General features: G+C 73.4%; 23 protein-coding genes. 15 read left to right on the top strand and 8 right to left on the bottom strand.

The window, feature by feature from the left end; all coding sequences use genetic code 11:
- Nucleotides 1–55: 55 nt before the first annotated feature.
- Entirely contained in the window at nucleotides 56–1,195 is a 1,140-nt protein-coding gene (gene rsgA / locus ACF9IK_RS26885; RefSeq protein ID WP_395296666.1) for a ribosome small subunit-dependent GTPase A, read from the bottom strand.
- Nucleotides 1,196–1,543: 348 nt separating this feature from the next.
- Entirely contained in the window at nucleotides 1,544–2,842 is a 1,299-nt protein-coding gene (locus ACF9IK_RS26880; protein ID WP_395296665.1) for a YihY/virulence factor BrkB family protein, read from the bottom strand.
- Nucleotides 2,843–3,018: 176 nt separating this feature from the next.
- On the opposite strand from ACF9IK_RS26880, the gene ACF9IK_RS26875 reads away from it, so the two are divergent.
- The 12 genes from ACF9IK_RS26875 (at nucleotide 3,019) to ACF9IK_RS26820 (ending at nucleotide 12,955) form a co-directional block, all read left to right on the top strand.
- On the top strand, nucleotides 3,019–3,102 hold the full coding sequence (locus ACF9IK_RS26875; RefSeq protein WP_310593185.1) for a putative leader peptide: 84 nt from the start codon (nucleotides 3,019–3,021) through the stop codon (nucleotides 3,100–3,102).
- 198 nt (nucleotides 3,103–3,300) lie between these two features.
- Nucleotides 3,301–5,025: a nitrite/sulfite reductase gene (locus tag ACF9IK_RS26870; protein WP_395296664.1), complete on the top strand. Its 1,725-nt coding sequence runs from the start codon at nucleotides 3,301–3,303 to the stop codon at nucleotides 5,023–5,025.
- The gene (locus ACF9IK_RS26865) at nucleotides 5,022–5,201 is read left to right on the top strand and encodes a hypothetical protein (RefSeq protein WP_238740113.1); all 180 of its coding nucleotides are present in this window, start codon (nucleotides 5,022–5,024) and stop codon (nucleotides 5,199–5,201) included. Before ACF9IK_RS26870 ends, ACF9IK_RS26865 begins: the two co-directional genes overlap by 4 nt.
- Nucleotides 5,182–5,883 carry a phosphoadenylyl-sulfate reductase gene (locus ACF9IK_RS26860; protein WP_395296663.1) on the top strand — a complete coding sequence of 234 codons (702 nt, stop codon included), beginning with the start codon at nucleotides 5,182–5,184 and terminating at the stop codon, nucleotides 5,881–5,883. The genes ACF9IK_RS26865 and ACF9IK_RS26860 overlap by 20 nt, the downstream gene beginning before the upstream one ends.
- Before the next feature lie 40 nt (nucleotides 5,884–5,923).
- Nucleotides 5,924–6,523, top strand: coding sequence for an adenylyl-sulfate kinase (gene cysC, locus ACF9IK_RS26855; protein ID WP_395296662.1), 600 nt, complete (start codon nucleotides 5,924–5,926; stop codon nucleotides 6,521–6,523).
- A complete protein-coding gene (cysD, locus tag ACF9IK_RS26850) occupies nucleotides 6,520–7,458 on the top strand; it encodes a sulfate adenylyltransferase subunit CysD (protein WP_395296661.1) in 939 nt (312 codons plus the stop codon). The genes cysC and cysD overlap by 4 nt, the downstream gene beginning before the upstream one ends.
- Nucleotides 7,459–8,784, top strand: coding sequence for a sulfate adenylyltransferase subunit 1 (locus tag ACF9IK_RS26845; RefSeq protein WP_395296660.1), 1,326 nt, complete (start codon nucleotides 7,459–7,461; stop codon nucleotides 8,782–8,784).
- Nucleotides 8,784–8,921, top strand: a complete 138-nt coding sequence (locus tag ACF9IK_RS26840) for a hypothetical protein (protein ID WP_395296659.1) — start codon at nucleotides 8,784–8,786, stop codon at nucleotides 8,919–8,921. The genes ACF9IK_RS26845 and ACF9IK_RS26840 overlap by 1 nt, the downstream gene beginning before the upstream one ends.
- Before the next feature lie 157 nt (nucleotides 8,922–9,078).
- On the top strand, nucleotides 9,079–10,254 hold the full coding sequence (locus ACF9IK_RS26835) for an aliphatic sulfonate ABC transporter substrate-binding protein (RefSeq protein ID WP_395296658.1): 1,176 nt from the start codon (nucleotides 9,079–9,081) through the stop codon (nucleotides 10,252–10,254).
- 194 nt (nucleotides 10,255–10,448) lie between these two features.
- Nucleotides 10,449–11,252 carry an ABC transporter ATP-binding protein gene (locus tag ACF9IK_RS26830; protein ID WP_395296657.1) on the top strand — a complete coding sequence of 268 codons (804 nt, stop codon included), beginning with the start codon at nucleotides 10,449–10,451 and terminating at the stop codon, nucleotides 11,250–11,252.
- Entirely contained in the window at nucleotides 11,239–12,147 is a 909-nt protein-coding gene (locus ACF9IK_RS26825; RefSeq protein ID WP_395296656.1) for an ABC transporter permease, read from the top strand. Before ACF9IK_RS26830 ends, ACF9IK_RS26825 begins: the two co-directional genes overlap by 14 nt.
- Before the next feature lie 10 nt (nucleotides 12,148–12,157).
- Nucleotides 12,158–12,955, top strand: a complete 798-nt coding sequence (locus tag ACF9IK_RS26820; RefSeq protein WP_395296655.1) for a sirohydrochlorin chelatase — start codon at nucleotides 12,158–12,160, stop codon at nucleotides 12,953–12,955.
- 111 nt (nucleotides 12,956–13,066) lie between these two features.
- On the opposite strand, the gene ACF9IK_RS26815 is transcribed toward ACF9IK_RS26820, so the two are convergent.
- The 5 genes from ACF9IK_RS26815 to ACF9IK_RS26795 all read right to left on the bottom strand — a co-directional run bounded on the left by ACF9IK_RS26815 (nucleotide 13,067) and on the right by ACF9IK_RS26795 (nucleotide 19,414).
- Nucleotides 13,067–13,831 (bottom strand): ricin-type beta-trefoil lectin domain protein, encoded by a 765-nt coding sequence (locus ACF9IK_RS26815; RefSeq protein ID WP_395296654.1) that lies wholly within the window; start codon nucleotides 13,829–13,831, stop codon nucleotides 13,067–13,069.
- A gap of 93 nt (nucleotides 13,832–13,924) precedes the next feature.
- Nucleotides 13,925–14,650 carry a ricin-type beta-trefoil lectin domain protein gene (locus ACF9IK_RS26810; RefSeq protein WP_395296653.1) on the bottom strand — a complete coding sequence of 242 codons (726 nt, stop codon included), beginning with the start codon at nucleotides 14,648–14,650 and terminating at the stop codon, nucleotides 13,925–13,927.
- 287 nt (nucleotides 14,651–14,937) lie between these two features.
- Entirely contained in the window at nucleotides 14,938–16,584 is a 1,647-nt protein-coding gene (locus ACF9IK_RS26805) for a DEAD/DEAH box helicase (RefSeq protein ID WP_395296652.1), read from the bottom strand.
- Nucleotides 16,585–16,733: 149 nt separating this feature from the next.
- Nucleotides 16,734–16,940 carry a cold-shock protein gene (locus ACF9IK_RS26800; protein WP_238740138.1) on the bottom strand — a complete coding sequence of 69 codons (207 nt, stop codon included), beginning with the start codon at nucleotides 16,938–16,940 and terminating at the stop codon, nucleotides 16,734–16,736.
- Nucleotides 16,941–17,239: 299 nt separating this feature from the next.
- Nucleotides 17,240–19,414 (bottom strand): MMPL family transporter, encoded by a 2,175-nt coding sequence (locus ACF9IK_RS26795; RefSeq protein WP_395296651.1) that lies wholly within the window; start codon nucleotides 19,412–19,414, stop codon nucleotides 17,240–17,242.
- Nucleotides 19,415–19,793: 379 nt separating this feature from the next.
- On the opposite strand from ACF9IK_RS26795, the gene ACF9IK_RS26790 reads away from it, so the two are divergent.
- The 3 genes from ACF9IK_RS26790 (at nucleotide 19,794) to ACF9IK_RS26780 (ending at nucleotide 22,344) form a co-directional block, all read left to right on the top strand.
- On the top strand, nucleotides 19,794–20,072 hold the full coding sequence (locus ACF9IK_RS26790; protein ID WP_395296650.1) for a hypothetical protein: 279 nt from the start codon (nucleotides 19,794–19,796) through the stop codon (nucleotides 20,070–20,072).
- Nucleotides 20,073–20,202: 130 nt separating this feature from the next.
- Entirely contained in the window at nucleotides 20,203–21,096 is an 894-nt protein-coding gene (locus tag ACF9IK_RS26785; protein ID WP_395296649.1) for a phosphotransferase enzyme family protein, read from the top strand.
- A 183-nt stretch (nucleotides 21,097–21,279) separates the two neighbouring features.
- Nucleotides 21,280–22,344 (top strand): polysaccharide deacetylase family protein, encoded by a 1,065-nt coding sequence (locus tag ACF9IK_RS26780; protein WP_395296648.1) that lies wholly within the window; start codon nucleotides 21,280–21,282, stop codon nucleotides 22,342–22,344.
- 102 nt (nucleotides 22,345–22,446) lie between these two features.
- On the opposite strand, the gene ACF9IK_RS26775 is transcribed toward ACF9IK_RS26780, so the two are convergent.
- Nucleotides 22,447–23,148 carry an exonuclease domain-containing protein gene (locus ACF9IK_RS26775; RefSeq protein ID WP_395296647.1) on the bottom strand — a complete coding sequence of 234 codons (702 nt, stop codon included), beginning with the start codon at nucleotides 23,146–23,148 and terminating at the stop codon, nucleotides 22,447–22,449.
- Nucleotides 23,149–23,261: the final 113 nt, after the last annotated feature.

Genomic DNA, 23,261 nt, shown 5'->3' with positions numbered 1-23,261 from the left:
CGGACGGCGTCCGGGGCGGAGCGGTCCGGGCGTCAGCAGGACGGCCGGCCGGGCGTCACCACTTCACGGTGCCGCCCGCGGCGCGCATCGACTTGGTGACGGCCTTCCACTTCTTCACCCGGGCCGTGGCGAGCCGGGCGTCCGAGCGGGAGGCGATCCAGTCGTTCTCGCGCTGGAGCTTGCGGTAGCTCTCCATCCGACGCTCCGGCAGCGTGCCGTCGGCCAGCGCCTCCTGCACCGCGCAGCCGGGCTCGCTCGCGTGCCCGCAGTCGTGGAAGCGGCAGGACTCGGCCAGCTCCGCGATGTCGGCGAAGGCCAGGGCCACCCCCTCGCCGCCGTAGAGGCCCACCTCGCGCAGGCCGGGCGTGTCGATCAGCACCCCGCCGCCGGGCAGCGCGGTCAGCTCGCGGGCGGTCGTGGTGTGGCGGCCCTTCTGGTCCACCGCGCGGGCCTGCTGGACGGCCATCACCTCGGCACCGGCGAGGACGTTGGTGAGGGTCGACTTTCCGACGCCGGACTGGCCGATGAACGCGGTGGTGCCGGGGATGCAGGCGCGCAGCGCGTCCACCCCCTCGCCGGTCTCGGCGCTGACCACGAGCACGGTGACACCGGGGGCGGCGGCCTCGACGTCGGCGCGGATGAACTCCGCGTCGTGGACCAGGTCGGCCTTGGTGAGGACGACCACCGGTTCGGCGCCGGACTCCCACGCCAGCGCCAGGAAGCGCTCGATCCGGCCGAGGTCCGGCTCGGCGGCGAGCGAGGCGGCGATCAGCACGGTGTCGACGTTGGCGGCCAGGATCTGGCCGTCGGACCGCTTGCCGGCCACCTTGCGGATGATCGCGGTGGAGCGCGGCAGCAGCGCGGCGACGGCCGTCATCGGCCGGGCCGCGAGGTCGACGGCCGCCCAGTCGCCGGTGCACGCGCAGTTGATCATGTCGGCGTCCGCGACCGGGCGGGTGTCGGCGCGGACGGTGCACAGCTCACCGGTCCCCGGGTCGACCAGGACGGCGTCGCACTGGCCGCGGTCCACCCGGACGACGCGGGCCGGCGTCAGCCCGGCCTCGGCGAACGGGGCGAACTGCTCCGCGAGCTCGTCCGTCCAGCCGTAGGCGGCCAGCGGGGAACCCGGAGTGTCGAGCAGGGAGGAAGAAGAAGAGGAGACGGGGGAGGACGGAACGGAGGCAGCGTCGAACAACGCAGTGGGCCCTTCGGGAGGAATGTGATCCCGCCGGGCTGCGGCTGCGCGCGCCAGAGGAGCGGCGTCAGCCTGCGGCCGGGAGGGAGAGGTGGGTGCGAGCGCTGCCCAGGGCAGCCGTGAGGACCGTGACAGTCATCGGGCCCACCTCCTGCTTCTCTCCACGGGCCGCGAGAACGGCGGCCCTTCGAACCGGACTGATCAGACCGTAGCGAGCCGCTCCGGCCCTGCCAACCGGTTTTTCACCCGCGGGTTCCCCCGGCCAAGGCCCGAAGCGGGGCCACGGGCCCCGTCACCGCGAGCCGGCCGTCCACGGACCGGACACCCCCGCGGACGCGGACCCCCGCCTCAGCGCCGCTGGTCCCACGGCGGCCGGGGCGGGGGTCCGGGCAGCGGACGCTCCGGCGGCGGCGCGGTCGGCCGGTCGCTGTCGGGCGGCGGCGGGGTCGGCCGGTGGTGCGGGCCGCCGCGCGTGGTGAGCCGGGCCCGCACGTTGTCGGCGGCCAGCACGTCGGCCCAGCGCTCCGGGTACTCCGAGGGTGCGTCGACGTCCTCGCCCTCGTCCTCCCAGTACTCCTCCTCGGCGCCCTCCGCGAGACCCAGCTCGCGCGCCCGGCGGGCCCGCTCGACGGCGCGCCGGGCGGCCACCTCACGGACCACGGCGGCGGCCGCCTCCTCGTGGGCGCGCTCGTTCTCGGCGCGCGCGTCGGCGGTCTCCAGCGTGGGCCAGCGGCGGTCTATGGCGGCGTTCATCGCGGCGCCGATCAGCACCGCGAGCGCGACCACGAAGATCCACAGCAGCACGGCCACCGGCGCGGCCAGCGAGCCGTACGCCGAGCGGCCCTCGACCGAGCTCACCAGGTAGAACCGGAGCCCCACGCTGCAGAAGACCAGGACGACCAGGGCCACCAGGGCGCCGGGGATGTCCTCGCGCCACGGGGTGGAGACCGGCACGGCCAGGTGGTAGAGCGTGGTGAGGGAGACGATCAGCAGCAGGATCGCGACCGGCCAGTAGAAGGCGTTGACCACGGACGCGAGGCCGACGCCCACCGCGTTCTGCACCAGTCCGGGGCCGGCCAGCAGCAGCGGCAGCACCAGCGAGCCGATCACCAGCGCGCCGAGGTAGAGGCCGAGCGACATCGTCCGGGTCTTGACGATGCCGCGCTTGCCGTCGAGCCCGTACATCACCGTGATGGTGTCGATGAAGATGTAGAGCGCGCGCGAGCCCGACCAGAGCGAGAGCAGGAAGCCGAGCGAGACGAGGTCCGGCCGCCGGTGGTTGAAGACGTCGTCCAGCAGCGGGACCACGACCGCCTTGACCGACGAGTCGGTGAGGACGGTCCCGGAGGCCTTGAGGATGTCCTGCCGCAGCGAGTCGATGGTGCCGGCGCCGACGAAGTCGTCCAGATAGCCGAGCGTTCCGGCCAGGCAGAGCAGCAGCGGGGGGATGGAGAGCAGGGTGAAGAACGCCGCCTCGGCGGCGAGCCCGGTGACCCGGTACTCGACGCAGGTGTTGGTGGTGTCCTTGACCAGGGCCCAGGCGGTACTGCGCCAGGTGACCTGCTTGGCCGCCCGCCGGGAGCCCCTGCCCCGACGACGGGAGGGCCGCTCGGGGTTCGGTCTCGTCGTCTCGCCTGCTGCTTGCACAGGCCCAACGTTATCGGGCCGGGGCCGGTCCCTTGATCTCCGGACCGCCGAGCGGCGACAGTGGGGCGGAAGCGGGGAGCGGCGGGAACGCTCGATCGTCTCGGGATGCGAAACCAGTGCGTCCACAATACGGACGTTAGTGGACCGCGAGTCATGCGCCGTGCGAATCTCTTGCCATGCCAAGCGCCGGAACCACCCTGGTAGGTCGACTCCACGTCGATCTCCTTCGCGTGTCCAGCGCCATCTGTCCGGTGACCTGAGCCCACCCCGCGACACCCACCGCACCCGGCGCCCACCCCCCTCGCCGCAACCGCCGAAGCGGATGCGCAGGCGCCCGCCCGGCCTCGGTCACTGCTCTCCCGGCCCTGAGAAACCAGCAGGTCACAGCAGCACCGCACCGCCGAGCACGCACCGCGACCAACCCGGCGTCAGAGCCACCTGCCCCGAAGGACTTCACCATGGCCACCACTCCCGAGACCGCCGAGCCCACGGCCGACGGCACCGCCGCGCGCCGCCCCGCCGCGGCCCGCAAGGCGACCCGCCACCGCGGTGAGGGCCAGTGGGGCATGGGCCACTTCACTCCGCTGAACGCCAACGAGCAGTTCAAGAAGGACGACGACGGTCTCAATGTGCGGACACGCATTGAGACGATCTACGCGCACCGCGGCTTCGACTCGATCGACCCGGCGGACCTGCGCGGCCGGATGCGCTGGTGGGGTCTCTACACCCAGCGCAAGGAGGGCATCGACGGCGGCAAGACCGCGATCCTGGAGCCGCACGAGCTGGACGCCGAGTTCTTCATGCTCCGCGTCCGCGTCGACGGCGGCCGGCTGACCGTCGCCCAGCTCCGGGCGATCGCCGAGGTCTCCGAGCTGTACGGCCGCGGCACCGCCGACCTGACCGACCGCCAGAACGTCCAGTACCACTGGATCCGGATCGAGGACGTCCCGGCGATCTGGCAGAAGCTGGAGGCCGTCGGCCTCTCCACCACCGAGGCCTGCGGCGACACCCCGCGCGTCATCCTGGGCTCCCCGGTGGCCGGTATCGCCGAGGACGAGATCGTCGACGGCACCCCCGCCATCGAGGAGATCTACCGCCGCTTCATCGGCAACCCCGAGTTCTCCAACCTGCCGCGCAAGTTCAAGTCCGCCGTCTCCGGCTCCCCGCTGCTGGACGTCGCGCACGAGATCAACGACGTCGCCTTCGTCGGCGTGAACCACCCGGAGCACGGCCCCGGCTTCGACCTCTGGGTCGGCGGCGGCCTCTCGACCAACCCGAAGCTCGGGGTGCGCCTGGGCGCCTGGGTCCCGCTGGACGAGGTCGCGGACGTCTACGGCGGCGTGATCGGCATCTTCCGCGACTACGGCTACCGCCGCCTGCGCAACCGCGCCCGGCTGAAGTTCCTGGTCGCCGACTGGGGCCCGGAGAAGTTCCGTCAGGTACTGGAGGACGAGTACCTCAAGTACCCGCTGGTCGACGGCCCCGCGCCGGAGGAGCCCAGCGGCCGCTGGCGCGACCACGTCGGCGTGCACCGGCAGAAGGACGGCCGGTACTACGTCGGCTTCGCCCCGCGGGTGGGCCGGGTCAACGGCAAGCTGCTCGGGCAGATCGCCGACCTCGCCGCCGAGCACGGCAGCGACCGCCTGCGCACCACCGCCGAGCAGAAGATGCTCGTCCTCGACATCGCCGAGGACCGGGTCGAGTCGCTGGTGGCCGGCCTGGAGGCGCTGGACCTGCGGGTCAACCCGTCACCGTTCCGCCGCGGCACCATGGCCTGCACCGGCATCGAGTACTGCAAGCTCGCCATCGTCGAGACCAAGGAGCGCGGCCGCACGCTCATCGACGAGCTGGAGGAACGCCTCCCGGACTTCGACGAGCCGCTCACCATCAACATCAACGGCTGCCCGAACGCCTGCGCCCGGATCCAGGTCGCCGACATCGGTCTCAAGGGCCAGCTGGTCACCGACGAGAACGGCGACCAGGTCGAGGGTTACCAGGTCCACCTGGGCGGCGCGCTCGGGCTGGAGGCCGGCTTCGGCCGCAAGGTCCGCGGCCTCAAGGTCACCAAGGACGGCCTGCCCGACTACGTCGAGCGCGTGCTGACCCGCTACCGGGCCGGCCGCGCCGAGGGCGAGCGCTTCGCCCAGTGGGCGGCCCGGGCCGACGAGGAGCAGCTGTCATGAGCGAAAGAGCGGCACCGTTCTTCTGCCCGTACTGCGGGGACGAGGACCTGCGCCCGTCCGAGGCCGGGCACGGCGCCTGGGAGTGCCACGGCTGCCGCCGCGCCTTCCAGCTGAAGTTCCTCGGCCTGCTGTCACCGACCAACGGGGGTACGCCACGTGACCGGCACGACGACTGACCACCGTGCGGCGGCGGAGAAGGCCGGCCGCGAGCTGGAGGAGGCGACCCCGCAGGAGATCCTGCAGTGGGCCGCCGACACGTTCGGCAGGCGGTTCTGCGTCACCTCCTCGATGGAGGACGCCGTCGTCGCCCACCTCGCCTCCTCGGTGCTGCCCGGCGTGGACGTGGTGTTCCTGGACACCGGCTACCACTTCGCGGAAACCATCGGCACCCGGGACGCGGTGGCGGCGACCATGCCGGTCAACGTCATCACCCTCACGCCGCGGCTGACCGTGGCCGAGCAGGACGCCGAGTACGGGCCGAACCTGCACGACCGCGACCCGGACCTCTGCTGCTCGCTGCGGAAGGTCGAGCCGCTGAACCGCGGACTCGGCGGCTACGACGCCTGGGCCACCGGGCTGCGCCGCGACGAGTCCCCCACCCGGGCGAACACCCCGGTGGTTTCCTGGGACCCGAAGCGCCGCAAGGTCAAGATCGCCCCGATCGCCCGGTGGACGCAGGAGGACGTCGACGCCTACGTCGCCGCCCACGGGGTGCTGCTCAACCCGCTGCTGTGGGAGGGCTACACCTCCATCGGCTGCTCGCCGCTGTCCTGCACCCGCAAGCCGGCCGAGGGCGAGGACGCCCGGGCCGGCCGCTGGTCCGGCTCCGGCAAGACCGAGTGCGGCATCCACCTCTGATCCCCCGCCGATCCCCCCACCCCCTCCTGGAGACCCCACCGTGACGACAGTCCACACCCCGGCCGCCGACGGAGCCGCAGAGGCGGCCCCCGCGGCCGCCCCCTGCGAGCGCGGTGCCACCGTGTGGCTGACCGGGCTGCCCAGCGCGGGCAAGACCACCCTGGCCTTCGCGCTGGCCGGGCGGCTGCGCGCCGAGGGCCACAAGGTCGAGGTCCTGGACGGCGACGAGATCCGCGAGTTCCTCTCCAAGGGCCTCGGCTTCACCCGCGAGGACCGGCACACCAACGTCACCCGGATCGGCTTCGTCGCGGAGAAGCTGGCCGCCCACGGGGTCAAGGTGCTCGCCCCGGTGATCGCCCCCTACGCCGACTCCCGTGCCGCGGTCCGCGCCCGGCACGCCGCCAACGACACCGCGTTCCTGGAGATCCACGTCGCCACCCCCGTCGGGCTCTGCGCCGAACGCGACGTCAAGGGCCTGTACGCGAAGCAGGCGGCCGGCGAGATCTCCGGCCTGACCGGCGTGGACGACCCGTACGAGGCCCCCGCCGACCCGGAGCTGCGGATCCAGACCCAGGACCGCGACGTGGCCGACTCCGCCGCCGAGCTGCACGCCTTCCTGACCGAGAGGGGACTCGCATGACCACCGCGACCAACCGTCCCGTGCGCACCGACGACAGCCCCTTCACGCTGTCCCACCTGGACGCGCTGGAGGCCGAGTCGGTACACGTCTTCCGCGAGGTCGCGGGGGAGTTCGAGCGCCCCGTGATCCTCTTCTCCGGCGGCAAGGACTCCATCGTCATGCTGCACCTGGCGCTCAAGGCCTTCGCCCCCGCGTCGATCCCGTTCTCCCTGCTGCACGTCGACACCGGCCACAACTTCCCCGAGGTCATCGCCTACCGCGACCGCGTCGTGGCCGAGCACGGCCTGCGCCTGCACGTCGCCCACGTCCAGGACTTCATCGACGACGGCCGGCTGCGCGAACGCCCCGACGGCACCCGCAACCCCCTGCAGACCGTCCCACTGCTCGACGCCATCGAGAACAACCGCTTCGACGCCGTCTTCGGCGGCGGCCGCCGCGACGAGGAGAAGGCCCGCGCCAAGGAGCGCGTCTTCTCCCTGCGCGACGAGTTCGGCGCCTGGGACCCGCGCCGCCAGCGCCCCGAGCTCTGGTCCCTCTACAACGGCCGCCACGCCGCCGGCGAACACGTCCGGGTCTTCCCGCTCTCCAACTGGACCGAGCTCGACGTCTGGCAGTACATCGAACGCGAAGGCATCGCACTCCCGGAGATCTACTACGCGCACGAGCGCGACGTCTTCTCCCGGGCCGGCATGTGGCTGACCGCCGGCGAGTGGGGCGGCCCCAAGGACGACGAGCCGGTCCAGCGCCGCATGATCCGCTACCGCACCGTCGGCGACATGTCCTGCACCGGCGCCGTCGACTCCCACGCCACCACCATCCAGGCCGTCATCACCGAGATCGCCGCCAGCCGCCTCACCGAGCGCGGCGCCACCCGCGCCGACGACAAACTGTCCGAGGCCGCGATGGAAGACCGCAAGCGCGAGGGGTACTTCTAAATGAGCACCACCACCGAGACCAGCGCCACCTCCCTGCTGCGCTTCGCCACCGCCGGATCCGTCGACGACGGCAAGTCCACCCTGGTCGGCCGCCTGCTCCACGACTCCAAGTCCGTCCTCGCCGACCAACTGGAGGCCGTCGAACGCGCCTCCCTGGGCCGCGGCCAGCAGACACCCGACCTCGCGCTGCTCACCGACGGCCTGCGCGCCGAGCGCGAGCAGGGCATCACCATCGACGTCGCCTACCGCTACTTCGCCACCCCCCGACGCCGGTTCATCCTCGCCGACACCCCCGGCCACGTGCAGTACACCCGCAACATGGTGACCGGCGCCTCCACCGCCGAACTCGCCGTCGTCCTGATCGACGCCCGCAACGGCGTCGTCGAGCAGACCCGCCGGCACGCCGCCGTCGCCGCCCTGCTACGCGTGCCCCACGTCGTCCTCGCCGTCAACAAGATGGACCTCGTCGACTACGCCGAGCCCGTCTTCGCCGCCATCGCCGCCGAGTTCACCGCCTACGCCGCCTCCCTCGGCATCAACGACGTGGTAGCGGTGCCGATCTCCGCCCTCGCCGGCGACAACGTCGTCGAACCCTCCGCCCACATGGACTGGTACGGCGGCCCGACCCTGCTGGAACACCTGGAGACCGTCCCGGTCGGCAGCGACCCCACCGCCGAACCGGCCCGCTTCCCCGTCCAGTACGTCATCCGCCCGCAGACCGAGGAACACCCCGACTACCGCGGCTACGCCGGCCAGCTGGCCTCCGGCGTCCTGCGCGTCGGCGACACCGTCACCGTCCTGCCCTCCGGCCACACCACCACCGTCACCGACATCGACGCCCTCGGCCAGAAGACGGACATCGCCTGGGCCCCCCAGTCCGTCACCATCCGCCTCGCCGACGACATCGACATCTCCCGCGGCGACCTCATCGCCGCCGACCCCGCCCCCCGACCGACCAAGGACATCGAAGCCACCGTCAGCCACCTCAACGAGCGCCCCCTGCGCACCGGCGACAAAGTGCTCCTCAAGCACACCACCCGCACGGTGCGCGCCCTCGTCAAGGACATCTCCTACCGCATCGACATCGACACCCTCGAACAACGCCCCGGCACCCACGGACTGAACGTCAACGACATCGGCCACGTCGTGCTGCGCACCGCCGAACCGCTGGCCCTCGACGCCTACTCCGACAACCGCCGCACCGGCTCCTTCCTCCTGATCGACCCGGCCGACGGCACCACCCTCACCGCCGGCATGGCGGGCGAGGCCTTCGACACCGTACGCACCGGCGCTCCGGAGGCACCCGACGAGGAGGACTGGGTCTGATGCCCATCGAGGCGTTCTCGGGCATGGACAAGGAAGGCGGCCGCATCGGATGGGGGCACCCCCGGACGAAGTCCGGGGGAGGCGTCCTCGGCAGCGGCCAGGGCGGTCTGGTCCGATGTGTGGGCCGGCAGGGCTGAGAACGCCCTGTCACCGGGCCGGCCGCTGTCCGTCCCCACCGGAACAGCAGCGCCGACCCGGCTTGCCCGGCGTCCCCCGATGCCGCAAGCGCCACCTTGACCGACTTCCCTCCCGAGACCGCCTTCTGACGGTCCGTCCGTGAACAGGACCCCTGCCATGGCACCGAACCGGCCCCTCCCGCACGCCTCCGCCCCACCCGCCCCGGCACGCCCGGCCGCCGGCCGGATCGGACGCACCACCGCGGCCGCCCTGGCCGGCCTGACCGCCGTGACACTGCTCTCCGCCTGCGGCTACGGCTCGAAGAGCGCGGACAAGACGTCCGACTCCGCCGCCGGGGGTTCGCCTCCGGGGGCGTCCGGCGCGAAGCTCTCCGCCGACACCGTGAAGATCGGCTACTTCGCCAACCTGACCCACGGCACGGCGCTGGTCGGGCTGCAGGAGGGTCTCTTCCAGAAGGAGCTCGGCGGCACCCGGCTCAAGACCCAGGTCTTCAACGCGGGCCCGGCCGAGATCGAGGCGCTGAACGCCGGTTCCATCGACATCGGCTGGATCGGCCCCTCCCCCGCGATCAACGGCTACACCAGGTCCGAGGGCAAGTCGCTGAAGATCATCGGCGGCTCGGCCTCCGGCGGGGTCAAGCTGGTGGCCGACCCGGACAAGGTCGCCTCCCCGGACGACCTCAGGGGCAAGAAGATCGCCACCCCGCAGCTGGGCAACACGCAGGACGTGGCGCTGCTCGACTACCTGGCCGGCAAGGGCTACAAGGTCGACGCCCAGTCCGGCGCCGGCGACGTCTCCGTGGTCCGCTCGGACAACAAGGTCACCCCGGACGCCTACAAGCAGGGATCGATCGACGGCGCCTGGGTGCCCGAGCCGACCGCCTCCAAGCTGGTCGCCCTCGGCGCGAAGGTCCTGCTCGACGAGAAGGACCTCTGGCCGGACGAGAAGTTCGTGATCACCAACATCGTCGTCTCGCAGAGGTTCCTCAGCGAGCACCCGGACGTGGTGGAGGCGGTGCTGCGCGGCTCGGTGGCCGCCAACGCCTTCATCGAGGCCAACCCGGAGAAGGCCAAGGCCGACGCCAACGAGGCCATCAGGAAGGAGGCCGGCAACGCCCTGGAACCGGCCGTCCTCGACCCGGCCTGGGCCGACATCGACTTCCTGGACGACCCGCTGGCCGGCACGCTCCAGGCCGAGGCCGACCATGCCGTCGCCGTCGGCCTGCTCAAGAAGCCGAACCTGAACGGGATCTACGACCTGACCCTGCTCAACAAGGTGCTCGCGGCCACGGGCCGGAGCCCGGTGGCGGACGCCGGACTCGGCCGCAGGTAGCCCCGCCCGCGGCGGCCCCGCGCCACCGCGGCCAAGCCCCGCGGTCCGGCACCCCGCCCGCCCGGTCGATGCCCGATCGATGCCCCAACTACGGGACGGGCGGGGGCCGGACCCCGGTACCCGACTTCGCCACCCTCCCTCCGGCCCCGCCGACCGGCCGGAGGGGGCCCTGACCACTCCTGCAGGAGGTGCCCATGACCCCGGCACTGACCACCACGGAAGACGCCCCGCGCACCGAGGCCCTGGACGGCCCGCCCGCCGTCCGGATCTCGCACGTGCACAAGTCCTTCGGGCGCGCCGGCGCGCAGACCCACGTGCTGGACGACATCACCCTGGACGTCGCGCCCGGCGAGTTCGTCACGCTGCTCGGAGCCTCGGGCTGCGGCAAGTCCACCCTGCTCAACCTGGTCGCCGGCCTCGACCGGCCCACCGCGGGCACGATCGAGGTGCCCGGGGGGCGCCCCGCGCTGATGTTCCAGGAGCACGCACTGTTCCCCTGGCTCACGGCCGGCAAGAACATCGAACTCGCCCTCAAGCTCGCCGGCGTCCCGCGCACGGAGCGCCGGGCCGAGGCCGAGCGCCTGCTCGAACTGGTCCGCCTCGCCGGCTCCTACGGCAAGCGCGTGCACGAGCTCTCCGGCGGCATGCGCCAGCGCGTGGCGATGGCCCGCGCTCTCGCCCAGGGCGGCTCGGTGCTGCTGATGGACGAGCCCTTCGCGGCCCTCGACGCCATCACCCGGGACGTCCTGCACGACGAGATCACCCGGATCTGGGCCGAGCGCAGGCTCTCCGTCCTGTTCGTCACCCACAACGTGCGGGAGGCCGTCCGGCTCGCCCAGCGCGTGGTGCTGCTCTCCTCCCGCCCCGGCCGGGTCGCCAGGGAGTGGCGGATCGACCTGCCGCAGCCGCGCCGGATCGAGTCCGCCGGCGTCGCCGACCTGTCCATCGAGATCACCGAAGAACTGCGTGGGGAGATCCGCCGCCATGGCCAGCACTGACACCGTCCCCGCCGCGCCGACGTCGGCGGCCGCCGGTGCGGACACCGCCGACGTCGGCGCCGGCCTGGACGCGCTGGACGCCGTCTCCGCACCGCGCCGCTCGCTCGCCGAGGCACTGCGGCAGAAGGCCCTGCCGCCGCTGCTCGGCGCCGTCCTGGTGCTCGCCCTCTGGCAGGGCGCCTACAGCCTGCACCTGACCAGCGACTACAAGCTGCCCAGCCCGCTCGACGTCTGGCACGCCGCCGAGGACCTCTGGACCGCGGGCACGCTGTTCTCGATCATCTGGACCAGTGTCTGGCGCGGCCTGTCCGGCTTCCTGGTCGCGCTCGCCATCGGCACCCCGATCGGCCTGCTGGTCGCCCGGGTCCGGCCGGTCCGGGCCGCGCTCGGGCCGGTGCTCTCCGGCCTCCAGTCACTGCCCTCGGTCGCCTGGGTGCCGGCCGCCGTCATCTGGCTCGGCATCAACGACTCGATGATGTACGCGGTGATCCTGCTCGGCGCCGTCCCGTCCATCGCCAACGGCCTGGTGGCCGGCATCGACCAGGTGCCGCCGCTGTTCCTGCGGGCCGGCCGCACCATCGGCGCCACCGGCCTGAACGGCGCCCGGCACGTCCTGCTGCCGGCCGCGCTGCCCGGCTACCTGGCCGGCCTCAAGCAGGGCTGGGCCTTCTCCTGGCGCTCGCTGATGGCCGCCGAGCTGGTCGCCTCCTCCCCCGACCTGGGCCTCGGTCTCGGCCGCTACCTGGAGAACCAGCGCGAGTTCTCCGACATGGCGGGGGTGCTGCTCGGCATCCTGCTCATCCTCTTCGTCGGCATCGCCATCGAGCTGCTGGTGTTCACCCCGGTCGAGCGCCGGGTCCTGCGCAACCGCGGCCTGCTGGCCGCCGTCAAGTGAGGCGGCTCCCGTGTCCGAAGGCCACCGGCTGACCGCCGCCCCCGCCACCCCCGAGGCGGCGGGCAGCCCCGCCCTGCTGCTGATCGCCCACGGCAGCCGCGACGCCCGGCACGCCGCGACGGTCGCCGCCCTGGTCGAGCGGGTCCGCGCGCTGCGCCCCGGGCTGGAGGTGGCCACCGCCTACCTCGACCACTGCGCACCGCGGATCCCCCGGGTGGCCGCCCGGCTCGCGGAGGCCGACGCCTCAGCCGTCGCCGTGCCGCTCCTGCTCAACCGGGCCTTCCACGCCAAGCACGACATCCCCGCGGCGCTGCGGGCCTGCGGTTCGGCCCTCCCGGTCGCCGACGTGCTCGGGCCCTCGCCGCTGCTGCTCGCCGCGCTGGACCGGCGGCTCGCCGAGGCCGGGCTCGACCTCGGCTCACCCGCCGTCCGGGCCCGCACCGGGGTCGTCCTCGCCGCGGCCGGCTCCTCCGACCCGGCCGCCGACGCCGCCACCCGCGCGGCCGCCGCCGAGTGGCGCCGCACCCGCGGCTGGGCCGGCGTCGAGGTCGCCTACGCCTCCGCCGCCGGCCCCCGCGTCCCGGACGCCGTCGCAGCCCTGCGCCGCGCCGGCGCCGCCGAGGTGGCCGTCTCCCCCTACCTGCTCGCCCCGGGCCGCCTCCCCGACCGCATCGCCGAGGCCGCCGCCGACTCCGCCGACCTCCTCGCCGACGTCCTCGGTTCCGCCCCCGAGGTCGCCACCCTCCTCCTCGCCCGCTACGACCGGGCCCGGCGGGCGGTAACAGCGGCCCCCGCCCTGACCGCCTGATCATCCCGGCGGGCCGTCCGGCGTCCCGGGGTACCGCACGGGCCCGGTCTCCGCTCGGGCGAGGGGGACCGGGCGTTGCCGCGCCGTCGGGTCCGGGCGGTCGGATCCGCATCAGACGGGCAGGTGCCAGATCTGGTTCGCGGTGCCGTTGCAGTCCCAGATCTGCACGATGTTGCCGTTGGTGCTGTCGAAGGCCCGGACGTCCAGGCAGCGGCCGGACTTGGTGTTGACGATCGCGCCGTCGCCCCGGACCCACCACTGCTGGGCGATGTTGCCGTTGCAGGGGCCGGTGTGCACCTGGGTGCCGTTGCCGGTGCGGCCGTCCCAGATGTCCAGGCAGACGCCGACGGCGCGGATCGTGCCGTCGGTGCCGATCTTCCACCGCTGGTTGACGTTGCCGAGGCAGTCCCAGATCTGGGTGGGCGTCTTGTTGGCCATGCTGCCGCCGCGCACGTCCAGGCACTTGCCCGCGAAGCCGGTGACCTGCCCGACCGGGCCGGCCGGGACGGCAGGTCCGAAGGAGACGCCGCCGCCCCACCACATGCCCATGCCGAAGCAGGTCGCGGAGGCGGTGCCGTCACCCCTGACCGTGCCGCTCCACGCCTGCGAGAAGGTGTACATGTTGGTGTTGAAGTCCCAGGTCGCGCAGGTGCCCCCGACGCTCCAGGTCTGCATGGGGTCGAGGCCGGTGCAGGTGGCGGAGGGACCGGACTGGGAGCAGCTCCCGACGCCGCCCGGACCCGGGACGGTCACGGCGGACAGCGCGGACGGTGCGGCCGCGGGGGCGGGGGCCTCGGCGGCACCGGCGGCGGGCGCGGTGAGCGCGGCGGCCCCCGCGAGCAGGGCGGTGGCGAACAGGGCGGCGGTACGGCGCATGGGGAGGCTCCTGGGGGAAGACGTGAGGTGGCCCGGACGGCTCGTCCGCCGGTCCGGTCGGGACTGGGCAGGCCCGGGGACCGGGCGAGCCGGTCAGGAGGGGACTTGCCAGACCTGGTTGGCGGCGCCGTTGCAGTCCCAGATGCCGAGCTGGTTGCCGTTGGCGGTGGAGAAGCCCAGGTCGTCCAGGCAACGGCCGGACTGCGGGTTGAGGATCGAACCGTCGGCCCGGACCCGCCACTGCTGGGCGCCGGTCCCGTTGCAGGAGTACAGCTGGACCTTGGTCCCGTTGGCGGTGTTGCCGCCGGCGACGTCCAGGCACTTGTTGAGGGCACGGATCGTGCCGTCGGTGGCGATCTTCCACTGCTGGGCGTTGGTGCCGTTGCAGTCGTAGATCTGGACCGGCGTGCGGTCGGAGCTGCTGGCGCCCTTCACGTCGACGCACTTGTCCGCGTAGCCGGTGATCTGGCCGACCGGGCCGGCGGGCTGGGTGGGCAGCCGGCCGGCGTAGACGACGCGCGGGAAGAGCACGGTGTCGTTGATCCCGCAGGAGGCGACCGACGTGCCGTCCCCGGCCACCACGAAGCCGTTGACGGGCCGGGAGAACTGCACCGTGTGGTCGGCGTTCCAGTACTGGCAGGTGGCGGTGACGTACCAGGTCTGCAGCGGGTCGATGCCGGAGCAGGCGCCGTAGGCGTTCCAGCCGCCGGTGTAGGCGTAACACCCCCCGGCGGCCTGGGCGTCGGCGGCTGGTGCGGCGAAGACGGCGGCCGCGCCGAGCAGGGCGGCGCCGGAGAACAGGGCAGCGGTGCGACGCATCGGGAAGGTCCTTCCGGAGACGGTGAACCGGTCGACCCGCCTGTCCGTGAACCGTGATGACGGTGCGACAGTTGTGCAGGCCGCGTGAAAGTCTCGGGTGTGGCGTGTTCACGGTCAACGGGGCGGGGTGGAGATCACGCCACCGGTGCGTCCACGGACGGAAGGCGCAGGACGCGGCGCGGCGCACAGCCGGGCAGGCCGGACAGGCAGCCGATCCGGCCGGAATGCACACGGCCCGGCTCCCCGCAGCGGGGGGAGCCGGGCCGTGGTCGGACCTCGGGCAGGACCTAGTCGGCCTTGCGGCGCTGGCGGCCGGTGCCGTAGTTGGAGCCGGACTTGGAGCCGCTGCCGGGCTTGGCGCGGCCCGAGGAGCGGCCGATGAAGCCGGCCGCCTGGTGCCGCTCGCCCTGGGCACCGCCGGTGCGCGACTTGGGACGGGGGCGGCGCGGGTTGCCGCTCATGTCGACGTCGGCGGGCAGCCCGGAGCGCTTGCCGGGGCGGCGGCGCGGGGCGCCGGCCTTGGCCTCGGGCTTGGCCTCGGCGGCCGAAGCCTGCACCGGCGCGGCCAGCGTGACGGGCACGCCGCTCGGGGTGCGGGCACCCGTGATCCGGGCGAGCTCGGCGTCACCCGGGCGGATCTTGGTGGTGGTGGGGCGGATGCCGGCCACCGTCATCAGGCGGTTGACCTCACGCCGCTGCTCGGGCAGGACCAGGGTGACGACGGTGCCGGACTCCCCCGCCCGGGCGGTGCGGCCGCCGCGGTGGAGGTAGTCCTTGTGGTCGATCGGCGGGTCGACGTTGACGACCAGGTCGAGGCCGTCGATGTGGATGCCGCGGGCGGCGACGTTGGTGGCGATCAGCGCGGTGACGTGGCCGTCGCGGAACTGGTCGAGCACCCGGTTGCGCTGCGGCTGGGACTTGCCGCCGTGCAGGGCGGCGGCCTTCACGCCGTTGGCGAGCAGCTGTTTGGCGAGACGGTCGGCGCCGTGCTTGGTGTGCACGAACATGATCAGCCGGCCTTCGCGGGAGGCGATGTGCGCGGTGGCGGACGCCTTGTCGGCGGGCTCCAGCTGGAGCAGGTGGTGGTCCATCGTGGTCACCGCGCCGGCCGACGGGTCCACCGAGTGGGTGACCGGGTCGGTCAGGAAGCGCTTGACCAGGCGGTCGACGTTGCGGTCCAGGGTGGCGGAGAAGAGCATCCGCTGCCCGCCCTCGGCGACCTGCTCCAGCAGCTTGGTGACCTGCGGCAGGAAGCCCATGTCGGCCATCTGGTCGGCCTCGTCCAGGACGGTGATCGCCACGTCGGAGAGCCGCACGTCGCCGCGGTTGATCAGGTCGTCCAGTCGGCCCGGGGTGGCCACCAGCACCTCGGCGCCGCGGCGCACCGCGTTGGCCTGCCGGGTGATGGACATGCCGCCGACGACGGTGGCGATCCGCAGGTTGACGGCGGTCGCGTACGGGGTGAGCGCCTCGGTGACCTGCTGGGCCAGCTCGCGGGTCGGGGTGAGGACGAGCGCCAGCGGGTGCCGGGCGTCGGCACGCCGGCCCGCGGTGCGGGCGAGCAGCGGCAGGCCGAAGGCGAGGGTCTTGCCGGAGCCCGTGCGGCCGCGGCCGAGAACGTCACGGCCCGCGATGGAGTCCGGCAGCGTGGCGGCCTGGATCGGGAACGGCTCGGTGACGCCCTCACGGGTCAGCGCTCCGAGGATGCCCTTGGGGAGGTCGAGCTCGGCGAAGCTCGCGGCCGGCGGGCGGGCCGGGGTGCCCTCGACGACGGTGAAGTCGGCGGGCGCCTGGGAGGCGGCACGCGGGGTGCTGCGCCGGGGGGTGCGGGGGCCGTCGGTACGGGCGCCCCCGGCGGTGCGGGCGGCGCCGCCGCGGCTACGGGGCTTGCGGGTGCGGTCGCCGTCGCGCGACGGGCGGGCAGGGGTGGTCACGGAGTCTCCGTCCGGTGGTGGGCACAGCCCGGTGCGGGCTGGTCGGCCGTCGGAGTGGAGTGCGCCGCCCCGGCCGTTCGGCGGCATGGGCGAGGGCCCGCACCGTGCGGTGCGGGCCCTCGCCGCGCGAGTCAGCTGGGAGGCTGACGTCAGCCGATGATGGTGATGTTCTCGGCCTGCGGGCCCTTCTGGCCCTGGGTGACGTCGAACTCGACCTTCTGGCCCTCGACCAGCTCACGGAAGCCCTGAGCCTGGATGTTCGAGTAGTGGGCGAACACGTCGGCGCCGCCACCGTCCTGCTCGATGAAGCCGAAGCCCTTTTCGCTGTTGAACCACTTCACGGTGCCGGTAGCCATAACCGTCTCCTCAAAAACTGGGGCATCAGGGCCCACACCTCGTGGACCCCAAGTAGCCGCGATCCCCATCCGGAGACTGAAACACCGGACAAAACAAATGCGCCTGTTGGTTGGAACCAGCAGGCGCACACAAACGTTCATGGGAACCAAAACTGCAACTGCTTCGACTGTAGCACGCCACCACCCCGGTTGACCGGGGGATTTCCACCGAGCACGTCACGTTTGCAGGATCCAGGAACGGGGCAGGCGGCGTCCGCCGAAGCGAACGCCGCCTGCCTGCCTGCGGCGCACGGGGACGGTCAGCGCCGTCCGGCCGGCTCCGGGACGCCGTGCGAGCCGGCCAGCGGCGCCGGGCCGCTGTCGTGGCCGCCGGTGTCGCCGTGGCCGGGCCACCAGGCGGCACGGCCGACCAGCGCGGTGAGCGCCGGGGTGAAGAACATCGCCATCACGAAGGCCGCCAGGAAGATGCCGAAGGCCATGGCGAAGCCGAACTCCAGCATGAAGATGTTGCCCGCGAGCATGAAGGTCGCGAACGACACCGCCAGGATGAAGCCGGCCGCCGCGACGGTCGGACCGCCGTGGCGCACGGCCTCGCGGGCCGCCTCGCGCGGGTTGCGGCCCTCGCGGGCCTCCTCGCGCAGACGGGCGATGATCAGGATGTTGTAGTCGGTGCCGATCGCCACCACGAAGAGGTAGATGAGGATCGGCAGCATGAACATCATGCCGTGCTCGCCCTTGATGTTCTGGAACAGCAGGGTCGAGGAGCCGAGGGTGGCGGTGAAGCCGAGGCCGACCGAGGCCATGAGGTACCACGGGGCGACCACGCTGCGCAGCTGGAGGCCCAGGATGAGCAGGATCAGCAGGCCTGCGACCGGGAACACCAGCTTGTAGTCGTGGCTCATCGCCAGGTTGATGTCCTTGTAGATCGCGGTGATGCCGCCGACCTTGGCCTCGGTGCCGGCCGGAGCCTGTGCGTGGGCGACCTCGCGCAGCTCGGTGACGGTGTCGATCGCGTCGTTGCTGGACGGCTCGTTCTTGAGCAGGACGGTGAAGTCCGCGGTCGAGCCGTCCTGGCTGACCTGCGGCTTCGGCGCCGCGCTGGCCACTCCGGGGACGGCGCCGAGCTTGGCGACGTAGCCGTCGAACTTGCTCTCGTCGAGCTTGCCCCCACCGGAGGTGGAGAGGTAGATGTGCGTCGGGTCGGCGGCGCCCGCGGAGAAGCCGTTGACCAGCTTGTCCTGGACGACCATCGACTCCTTCTCCTTGGGCATGGAGCTGCCCGCGAGGTCGAAGGTGCCGTTGTAGTTAACGGCGCCGGCGGTCAGGGCCACCAGCACGCCGCCGGAGGCGATGGCGACCATGGCGGGGCGCTTCTGGACCATGCGGCCCAGCGCGGCGAAGCGGGCGTTGCCCGGCTCCGTCATCCACTTCTTGCCGGGCCAGAAGACGCCGCGCGCCGGGATGACCGCGAGGACGGCCGGGGCCAGGGTGACCGAGGCGAACGCGGTGACGACGACCGCGATGGCCAGCGCCGGGCCGAGGGCCTTGAACATGCCGAGGCTGGAGAGGATCAGCGCCGCGAAGGCGACGGTGACCGCACCGGCGGCCGAGGCGATCGCCTCGCCGACCCGGCCGACCGCGTTGGCCACGGCCTCCTTGCGGTCGTCACCGGCCCGCAGCCGCTCGCGGTAGCGGAACGCCAGGAAGAGGAAGTAGTCCGTCCCGACACCGAGCACGACGACGATCAGGATGGCCGACAGGATCGGCGTGCTCTCCAGGTCGAAGGCCTTGGTGGCGTAGGCGATCAGGCCGTTGGACGTCGGCATGGCGACGGCCAGCGAGAGCAGGACCGGCAGGATGCCGGCGAGGATGCTCCGGAAGATGATGCCGACGATGATCGCGACCAGGACCACGCTGCTCAGCGCGATGATCGCGTCGGCCGCACCGGAGGCCTCCTTCTGGTCCAGCTGCTGGGCGGCGGCGCCACCGAGCTGGAACTTCAGGTCGGTGCCCGAGGTGAGCGCCTTGCCCTCCTCGCGCAGCTTCTTGGCGGTCTCGCCGAAGGCCTCGGACTGCTGGGTCGTCTTGTCGATGGCGATCGGCGCCAGCGCGTACTTGCCGTCCTTGGAGGTCGACTGCTCGCTGACCGGGACGATCTTCTCGACGTGCTCGATGCTCTTGTCGGTGAGGCCCTGGACGATCTTGGCCATCGCGGCCTTGTCCGCGTCGCCCATCGGGGCGCCGTCGTTGCGCTCGAACAGAGCGAGCGCCGAGGGTGTGAAGCTGGCAGGGAAGGCCTTCTCCTGCACCTGCGCAGCCTGGATCGACTCGTAGTGCTTCGGGAGGAAGGCGGCCTCGTCGGTCTGCGCGGTGATCTTCGGCGCGCTCGCGGCGATCGCGATCATCGCGACCACCCACGCGGCGATCACCCACCAGGCGCGACGGACGACGAAGTGTCCTAGTCGGTGGAACATGCTCGTGATGCCTCCTGGGCATGGTTCACCGCAGCCCTCGGGGGACGGGGTCGGGCGACGGATGGACCGGCATGACGGCACGGCGACGGCGCCCCCGCCCCTAGCCGGTCGGCAGGTAAGTGTTGTTGGGGCATCATCCTACGAGAACTTGCTAGCCGCCCGGCAAGTCATTAACCCCGCAGGCCGAATCCCCCCGGGGACGCCGAGCGGCGGCCCCGCATCATCTTCGCCCGCCGACCAGCCTTCTCACCTCGTGCTGTGGGTGGAGACATCTCCCCCTCAGGGTGGAGTCAGGCCCCGGACCGGCGGAGGAGAAAGTCAGGGTCGCCGGGTAGGGGAAACCCCACCCCGCGCCCCTGGGCAGGCGCCGGGTGGGGCGGTGTTCGCGGTCGTCGGCCCCCTCTCCGCACAGGCGATGGACCGGATGGGCTGCGGCCCGGCGGCGGCCGTGCCGATCGACGCGACCGTCGTCCGCGCGGTGCCGCCGCCCTCGGCGACGCCCCTGCCCGGCGAGCGCGACCGCCGCCTGCCGGCCCGGCTGCACCGGCCGCCCGACCTCTCCCACGGCAGGCCCTCCCCGCCGGTCGGCGCCGCCACGGCCCTGCACCGCCGTCCGGCGCCACCGGGTGTCACCGGGTATCAACGGCACGGTATATGACGCTACGGCAGTCCGTCCCGCACACCCGGCGGGGCCCGCTTCACGCGGGTCCCGGACCGCGTTTGCCACAATGATCACCGGTCGACACCCCCGGTCGACGCCCCGGCCGCCACCACGAACGGACTCCCCCATGCTCCCCTTCGACGAGGGCCGGGCCCGGCTGCTGCTCGCCCACGCCTGCGAGTCCGCCGGCCTGCCCGGCCCCGGTGACGCCAGGCTGCTCGCCCTCGGCGAGAACGCCGTCTTCGACCTCGGCGACCCGGCCGTGGTGGCCAAGGTCGGCCGCGGCCCGGAGCTGTACGACCGGGCCCACCACGAACTCACCGTCGCCCACTGGCTGGCCGGCCGGGGCATCCCGGCGGTCCGCCCGTACGAAGCCGTCGCGTCCGAGCCGCAGCTCGCCCACGGACACCCCGTCACCTTCTGGCACCGGCTGGCGCCGGCCGTCCGGCCCGCCCGGCCCGCCGACCTCGCGCCGCTGCTGCGCGCCCTGCACCGGTTGCCGCTGCCGCCCTTCCCGCTGGAGCGGCGCGACCTGCTCGCCCCGGTCGAGCGCTGGCTGGCCTCCGCCGAGGGCCACGTCGACCCTGCCGACGCCGCCTTCCTGCGCCACCGCCGGGACGCCTTCGCCGCCGCGCTGCCCGACCTCGTCCCGCAGCTGCCGGCCGGGGTGATCCACGGCGACGCGCTGCCGCGCAACGTCCACGTCGGCCCGGAGGGGCCCGTCCTGCTGGACGTGGAGAACGCGGCGCACGACCTGCGCGAGCACGACCTGGTGGTGCTCGCGCTCAGCCACGACCGGTACGGCGTCCCGGCCGAGGAGTACCGGGCGTTCACCGAAAGCTACGGCTGGGACGTCCGCGAGTGGCCCGGCTTCGCGGTGCTGCGGGGCGCCCGTGAGACGGCGAGCGCCTCCTGGGTGGCGCAGCAGGCGCCGGGCAACCCGGCCGCGCTGGCCGAGTTCCGCCGCCGGGTGGAGTCGCTGCGCGCGGGCGCGACGGACGTGCGCTGGTACCCCTTCTGACCCCGGGCGGGGACCGCGGACCAGGGACCCGGGGTGCCGGCGGGAACGACGGGGCCGCGCGGTGAGCCACGCCCTTGTGGACCGCAACCGGGCGTGATCCGATCGGCGTCCTGTCTGACAGTCAGCCTGAAACCGGGCCTGACCGAGGGATCGGACCCACCGCCGCATCCGGGAGCCGCCGCCATGCCGTCGCACGCCACCTCCCCCCGCACCTCACCGCCCGCCCGGCGCCGTCGGCGCACCCTGACCGCGAGCTGCGCCGTCGTGGCCGCCGCCCTCGGCCTGGCTGCCTGCGGCACCGCCAACGGGGCGCTGCAGCCGCAGCCCCGCGTCACCGCCGTGTCGAGGCCCACCGGTCCGACACCCACCGGTCCGACGCCCACCGGTCCGTCCGCCGCACCCACCGGCAGGCCTTCGTCCCCGGACCCGGCCGGCTCCGGGCCGGGCACACCGGCCCCGCCCACCGCACCCACCGCACCCACCGCACCCACCACTTCGGCCGCGGCTGCGCCGAAGCCCACCACGCCCAAGCCGCCGGCCCCGAGCGCCGCCAAGCCGCCGGCCCACTCACCGACCCCGACCACGGGGCCGGCCACCCGGCCGCCCACGGCGACCCCGGCCCCGTCACCACCGCCCGCGAACGGCGGCGCCACCTCGGTGGTCCGCTCCACCGCGTCCGGCGGCCGCACGGTCGCGCTCACCTTCGACGACGGCCCCGGCCCGGCCACCGGCCAGGTGCTGGACCTGCTCGCCCAGTACGGCGCCAGGGCGACCTTCTGCCAGATCGGCCAGCAGGCCGCCGCCAACCCCGCCCTGGTCAGGCGGATCATCGCGGCGGGGCACCGGCTCTGCGACCACAGCGTGGACCACCCGCAGCCGTTCGCCGCGCTCTCGCACGACCGGGCCGGCTACGAGATCGCCCACGCCGAGGAGCAGATCGTCCGGGCCGGCGGGCCGGGCACCCGGGTCTCCTGGTTCCGCGCCCCCGGCGGCGGGTTCACCGCCGACAACCAGCGGATCGCCGCCGGTCTCGGCCTGCGCCCGCTCGGCTGGTCGGTGGACCCGCGTGACTGGTCCCGCCCGGGCGCGGCGTCGATCGTCGCCTCGGTGCAGAGCCAGCTCCGCCCCGGCGGCGTGGTCCTGCTGCACGACGGCGGCGGAGACCGCAGCCAGACCGTCGCCGCGCTGAAGCAACTGCTCCCCTGGCTGGTCGCCCAGGGGTACCGGTTCGACTTCCCGGCCGGGTGATCCGCCCGGCGCCGCCGGTCCCCTCGCCCCTCCCCCGCCGCTTCCTCGCCCCGGCGGCGGAGCACCGCCGGAGCACCGCCGGGCGCCCGCCCGCGCGGTCGGTCAGCGCAGCGGCCAGCGCGGGTCGACGACGGCCTGCGGATCCTTGCCGCGGCGCAGCCAGGACTCCAGGCCCTGGGCCCAGTCCCGGTACCAGTCGATCTGCCGGGCGTGCAGTTCGGCGAGCGGGACGGCGCCGACCCGGTCCGGATAGCGCTCGGCGAGCGCGACGGCGACCCGGACGGCGGCGAGGGCGTCACTGCCGGCCTCGTGGGCGTCGGTCAGTTCGACGCCGTAGACCTCGCAGACCCGTTGCAGGGTGCGCGAGCCCTTGCGGTACTTGTCGACGGCCCGGTCGATGACCAAGGCGTCGAGCACCGGCGCGACCGGCCCGCCGAGCCGCTCGGCGAGCGGGGCGAGCCCGTGGCGGTGCAGCTCGGCGTCGAGCAGCGAGAGGTCGAAGGGGGCGTTGAAGGCGACCACCGGGCGGCCGGCGGCCAGCCGCTCGCAGAGCGCGGCGGCTATCTCGTCCACCGCCTCCTTGGCCGGGCGGCCCTTGCTGCGGGCGGTGTCGTCGCCGATGCCGTGGATCGCCGCGGCCTCGGCGGGGATCGGGACGCCCGGGTCGAGCAGCCATCCGGTGGCACTCAGCCGGCGGGCTCCGAGGGTGTCCACGAGGGCGGCCGTGACGATGCGGTCCACGGCCGGGTCGGTGCCCGTGGTCTCCAGGTCGAAGCCGACCAGTGGCTGCTGCCACCAGCTCATGGGGGTGTGTCCTTCCGTCCTGCTGGTCGAAACAGCCCCTATCATCGCCCGGCCCACCGACAATGCCGCCGCTGGGGCGGGCCGGGGCCGACCCCGGTGGGCCACGGCCGGGC

The organism is Kitasatospora hibisci, assembly GCF_043950205.1.
GTDB classification, from domain to species: Bacteria; Actinomycetota; Actinomycetes; order Streptomycetales; family Streptomycetaceae; genus Kitasatospora; species Kitasatospora hibisci.
The sequence above is the reverse complement of the archived record's forward strand: the minus strand, read 5'-3'. Positions and strand labels throughout refer to the sequence as shown.

Excerpts from the sequence above, each read along its gene's own strand:
- ACF9IK_RS26835 (WP_395296658.1), top strand. The coding sequence starts at position 9,079 with ATGGCACCGAACCGGCCCCTCCCGCACGCCTCCGCCCCACCCGCCCCG.
- ACF9IK_RS26865 (WP_238740113.1), top strand. The coding sequence starts at position 5,022 with ATGAGCGAAAGAGCGGCACCGTTCTTCTGCCCGTACTGCGGGGACGAG.
- ACF9IK_RS26775 (WP_395296647.1), bottom strand. The coding sequence starts at position 23,148 with ATGAGCTGGTGGCAGCAGCCACTGGTCGGCTTCGACCTGGAGACCACG.
- ACF9IK_RS26830 (WP_395296657.1), top strand. The coding sequence starts at position 10,449 with ATGACCCCGGCACTGACCACCACGGAAGACGCCCCGCGCACCGAGGCC.
- ACF9IK_RS26840 (WP_395296659.1), top strand. The coding sequence starts at position 8,784 with ATGCCCATCGAGGCGTTCTCGGGCATGGACAAGGAAGGCGGCCGCATC.
- ACF9IK_RS26815 (WP_395296654.1), bottom strand. The coding sequence starts at position 13,831 with ATGCGCCGTACCGCCGCCCTGTTCGCCACCGCCCTGCTCGCGGGGGCC.
- ACF9IK_RS26825 (WP_395296656.1), top strand. The coding sequence starts at position 11,239 with ATGGCCAGCACTGACACCGTCCCCGCCGCGCCGACGTCGGCGGCCGCC.
- cysD (WP_395296661.1), top strand. The coding sequence starts at position 6,520 with ATGACCACCGCGACCAACCGTCCCGTGCGCACCGACGACAGCCCCTTC.
- ACF9IK_RS26845 (WP_395296660.1), top strand. The coding sequence starts at position 7,459 with ATGAGCACCACCACCGAGACCAGCGCCACCTCCCTGCTGCGCTTCGCC.
- ACF9IK_RS26785 (WP_395296649.1), top strand. The coding sequence starts at position 20,203 with ATGCTCCCCTTCGACGAGGGCCGGGCCCGGCTGCTGCTCGCCCACGCC.
- ACF9IK_RS26800 (WP_238740138.1), bottom strand. The coding sequence starts at position 16,940 with ATGGCTACCGGCACCGTGAAGTGGTTCAACAGCGAAAAGGGCTTCGGC.
- ACF9IK_RS26780 (WP_395296648.1), top strand. The coding sequence starts at position 21,280 with ATGCCGTCGCACGCCACCTCCCCCCGCACCTCACCGCCCGCCCGGCGC.
- ACF9IK_RS26795 (WP_395296651.1), bottom strand. The coding sequence starts at position 19,414 with ATGTTCCACCGACTAGGACACTTCGTCGTCCGTCGCGCCTGGTGGGTG.
- ACF9IK_RS26810 (WP_395296653.1), bottom strand. The coding sequence starts at position 14,650 with ATGCGTCGCACCGCTGCCCTGTTCTCCGGCGCCGCCCTGCTCGGCGCG.
- ACF9IK_RS26870 (WP_395296664.1), top strand. The coding sequence starts at position 3,301 with ATGGCCACCACTCCCGAGACCGCCGAGCCCACGGCCGACGGCACCGCC.
- ACF9IK_RS26875 (WP_310593185.1), top strand. The coding sequence starts at position 3,019 with ATGCCAAGCGCCGGAACCACCCTGGTAGGTCGACTCCACGTCGATCTC.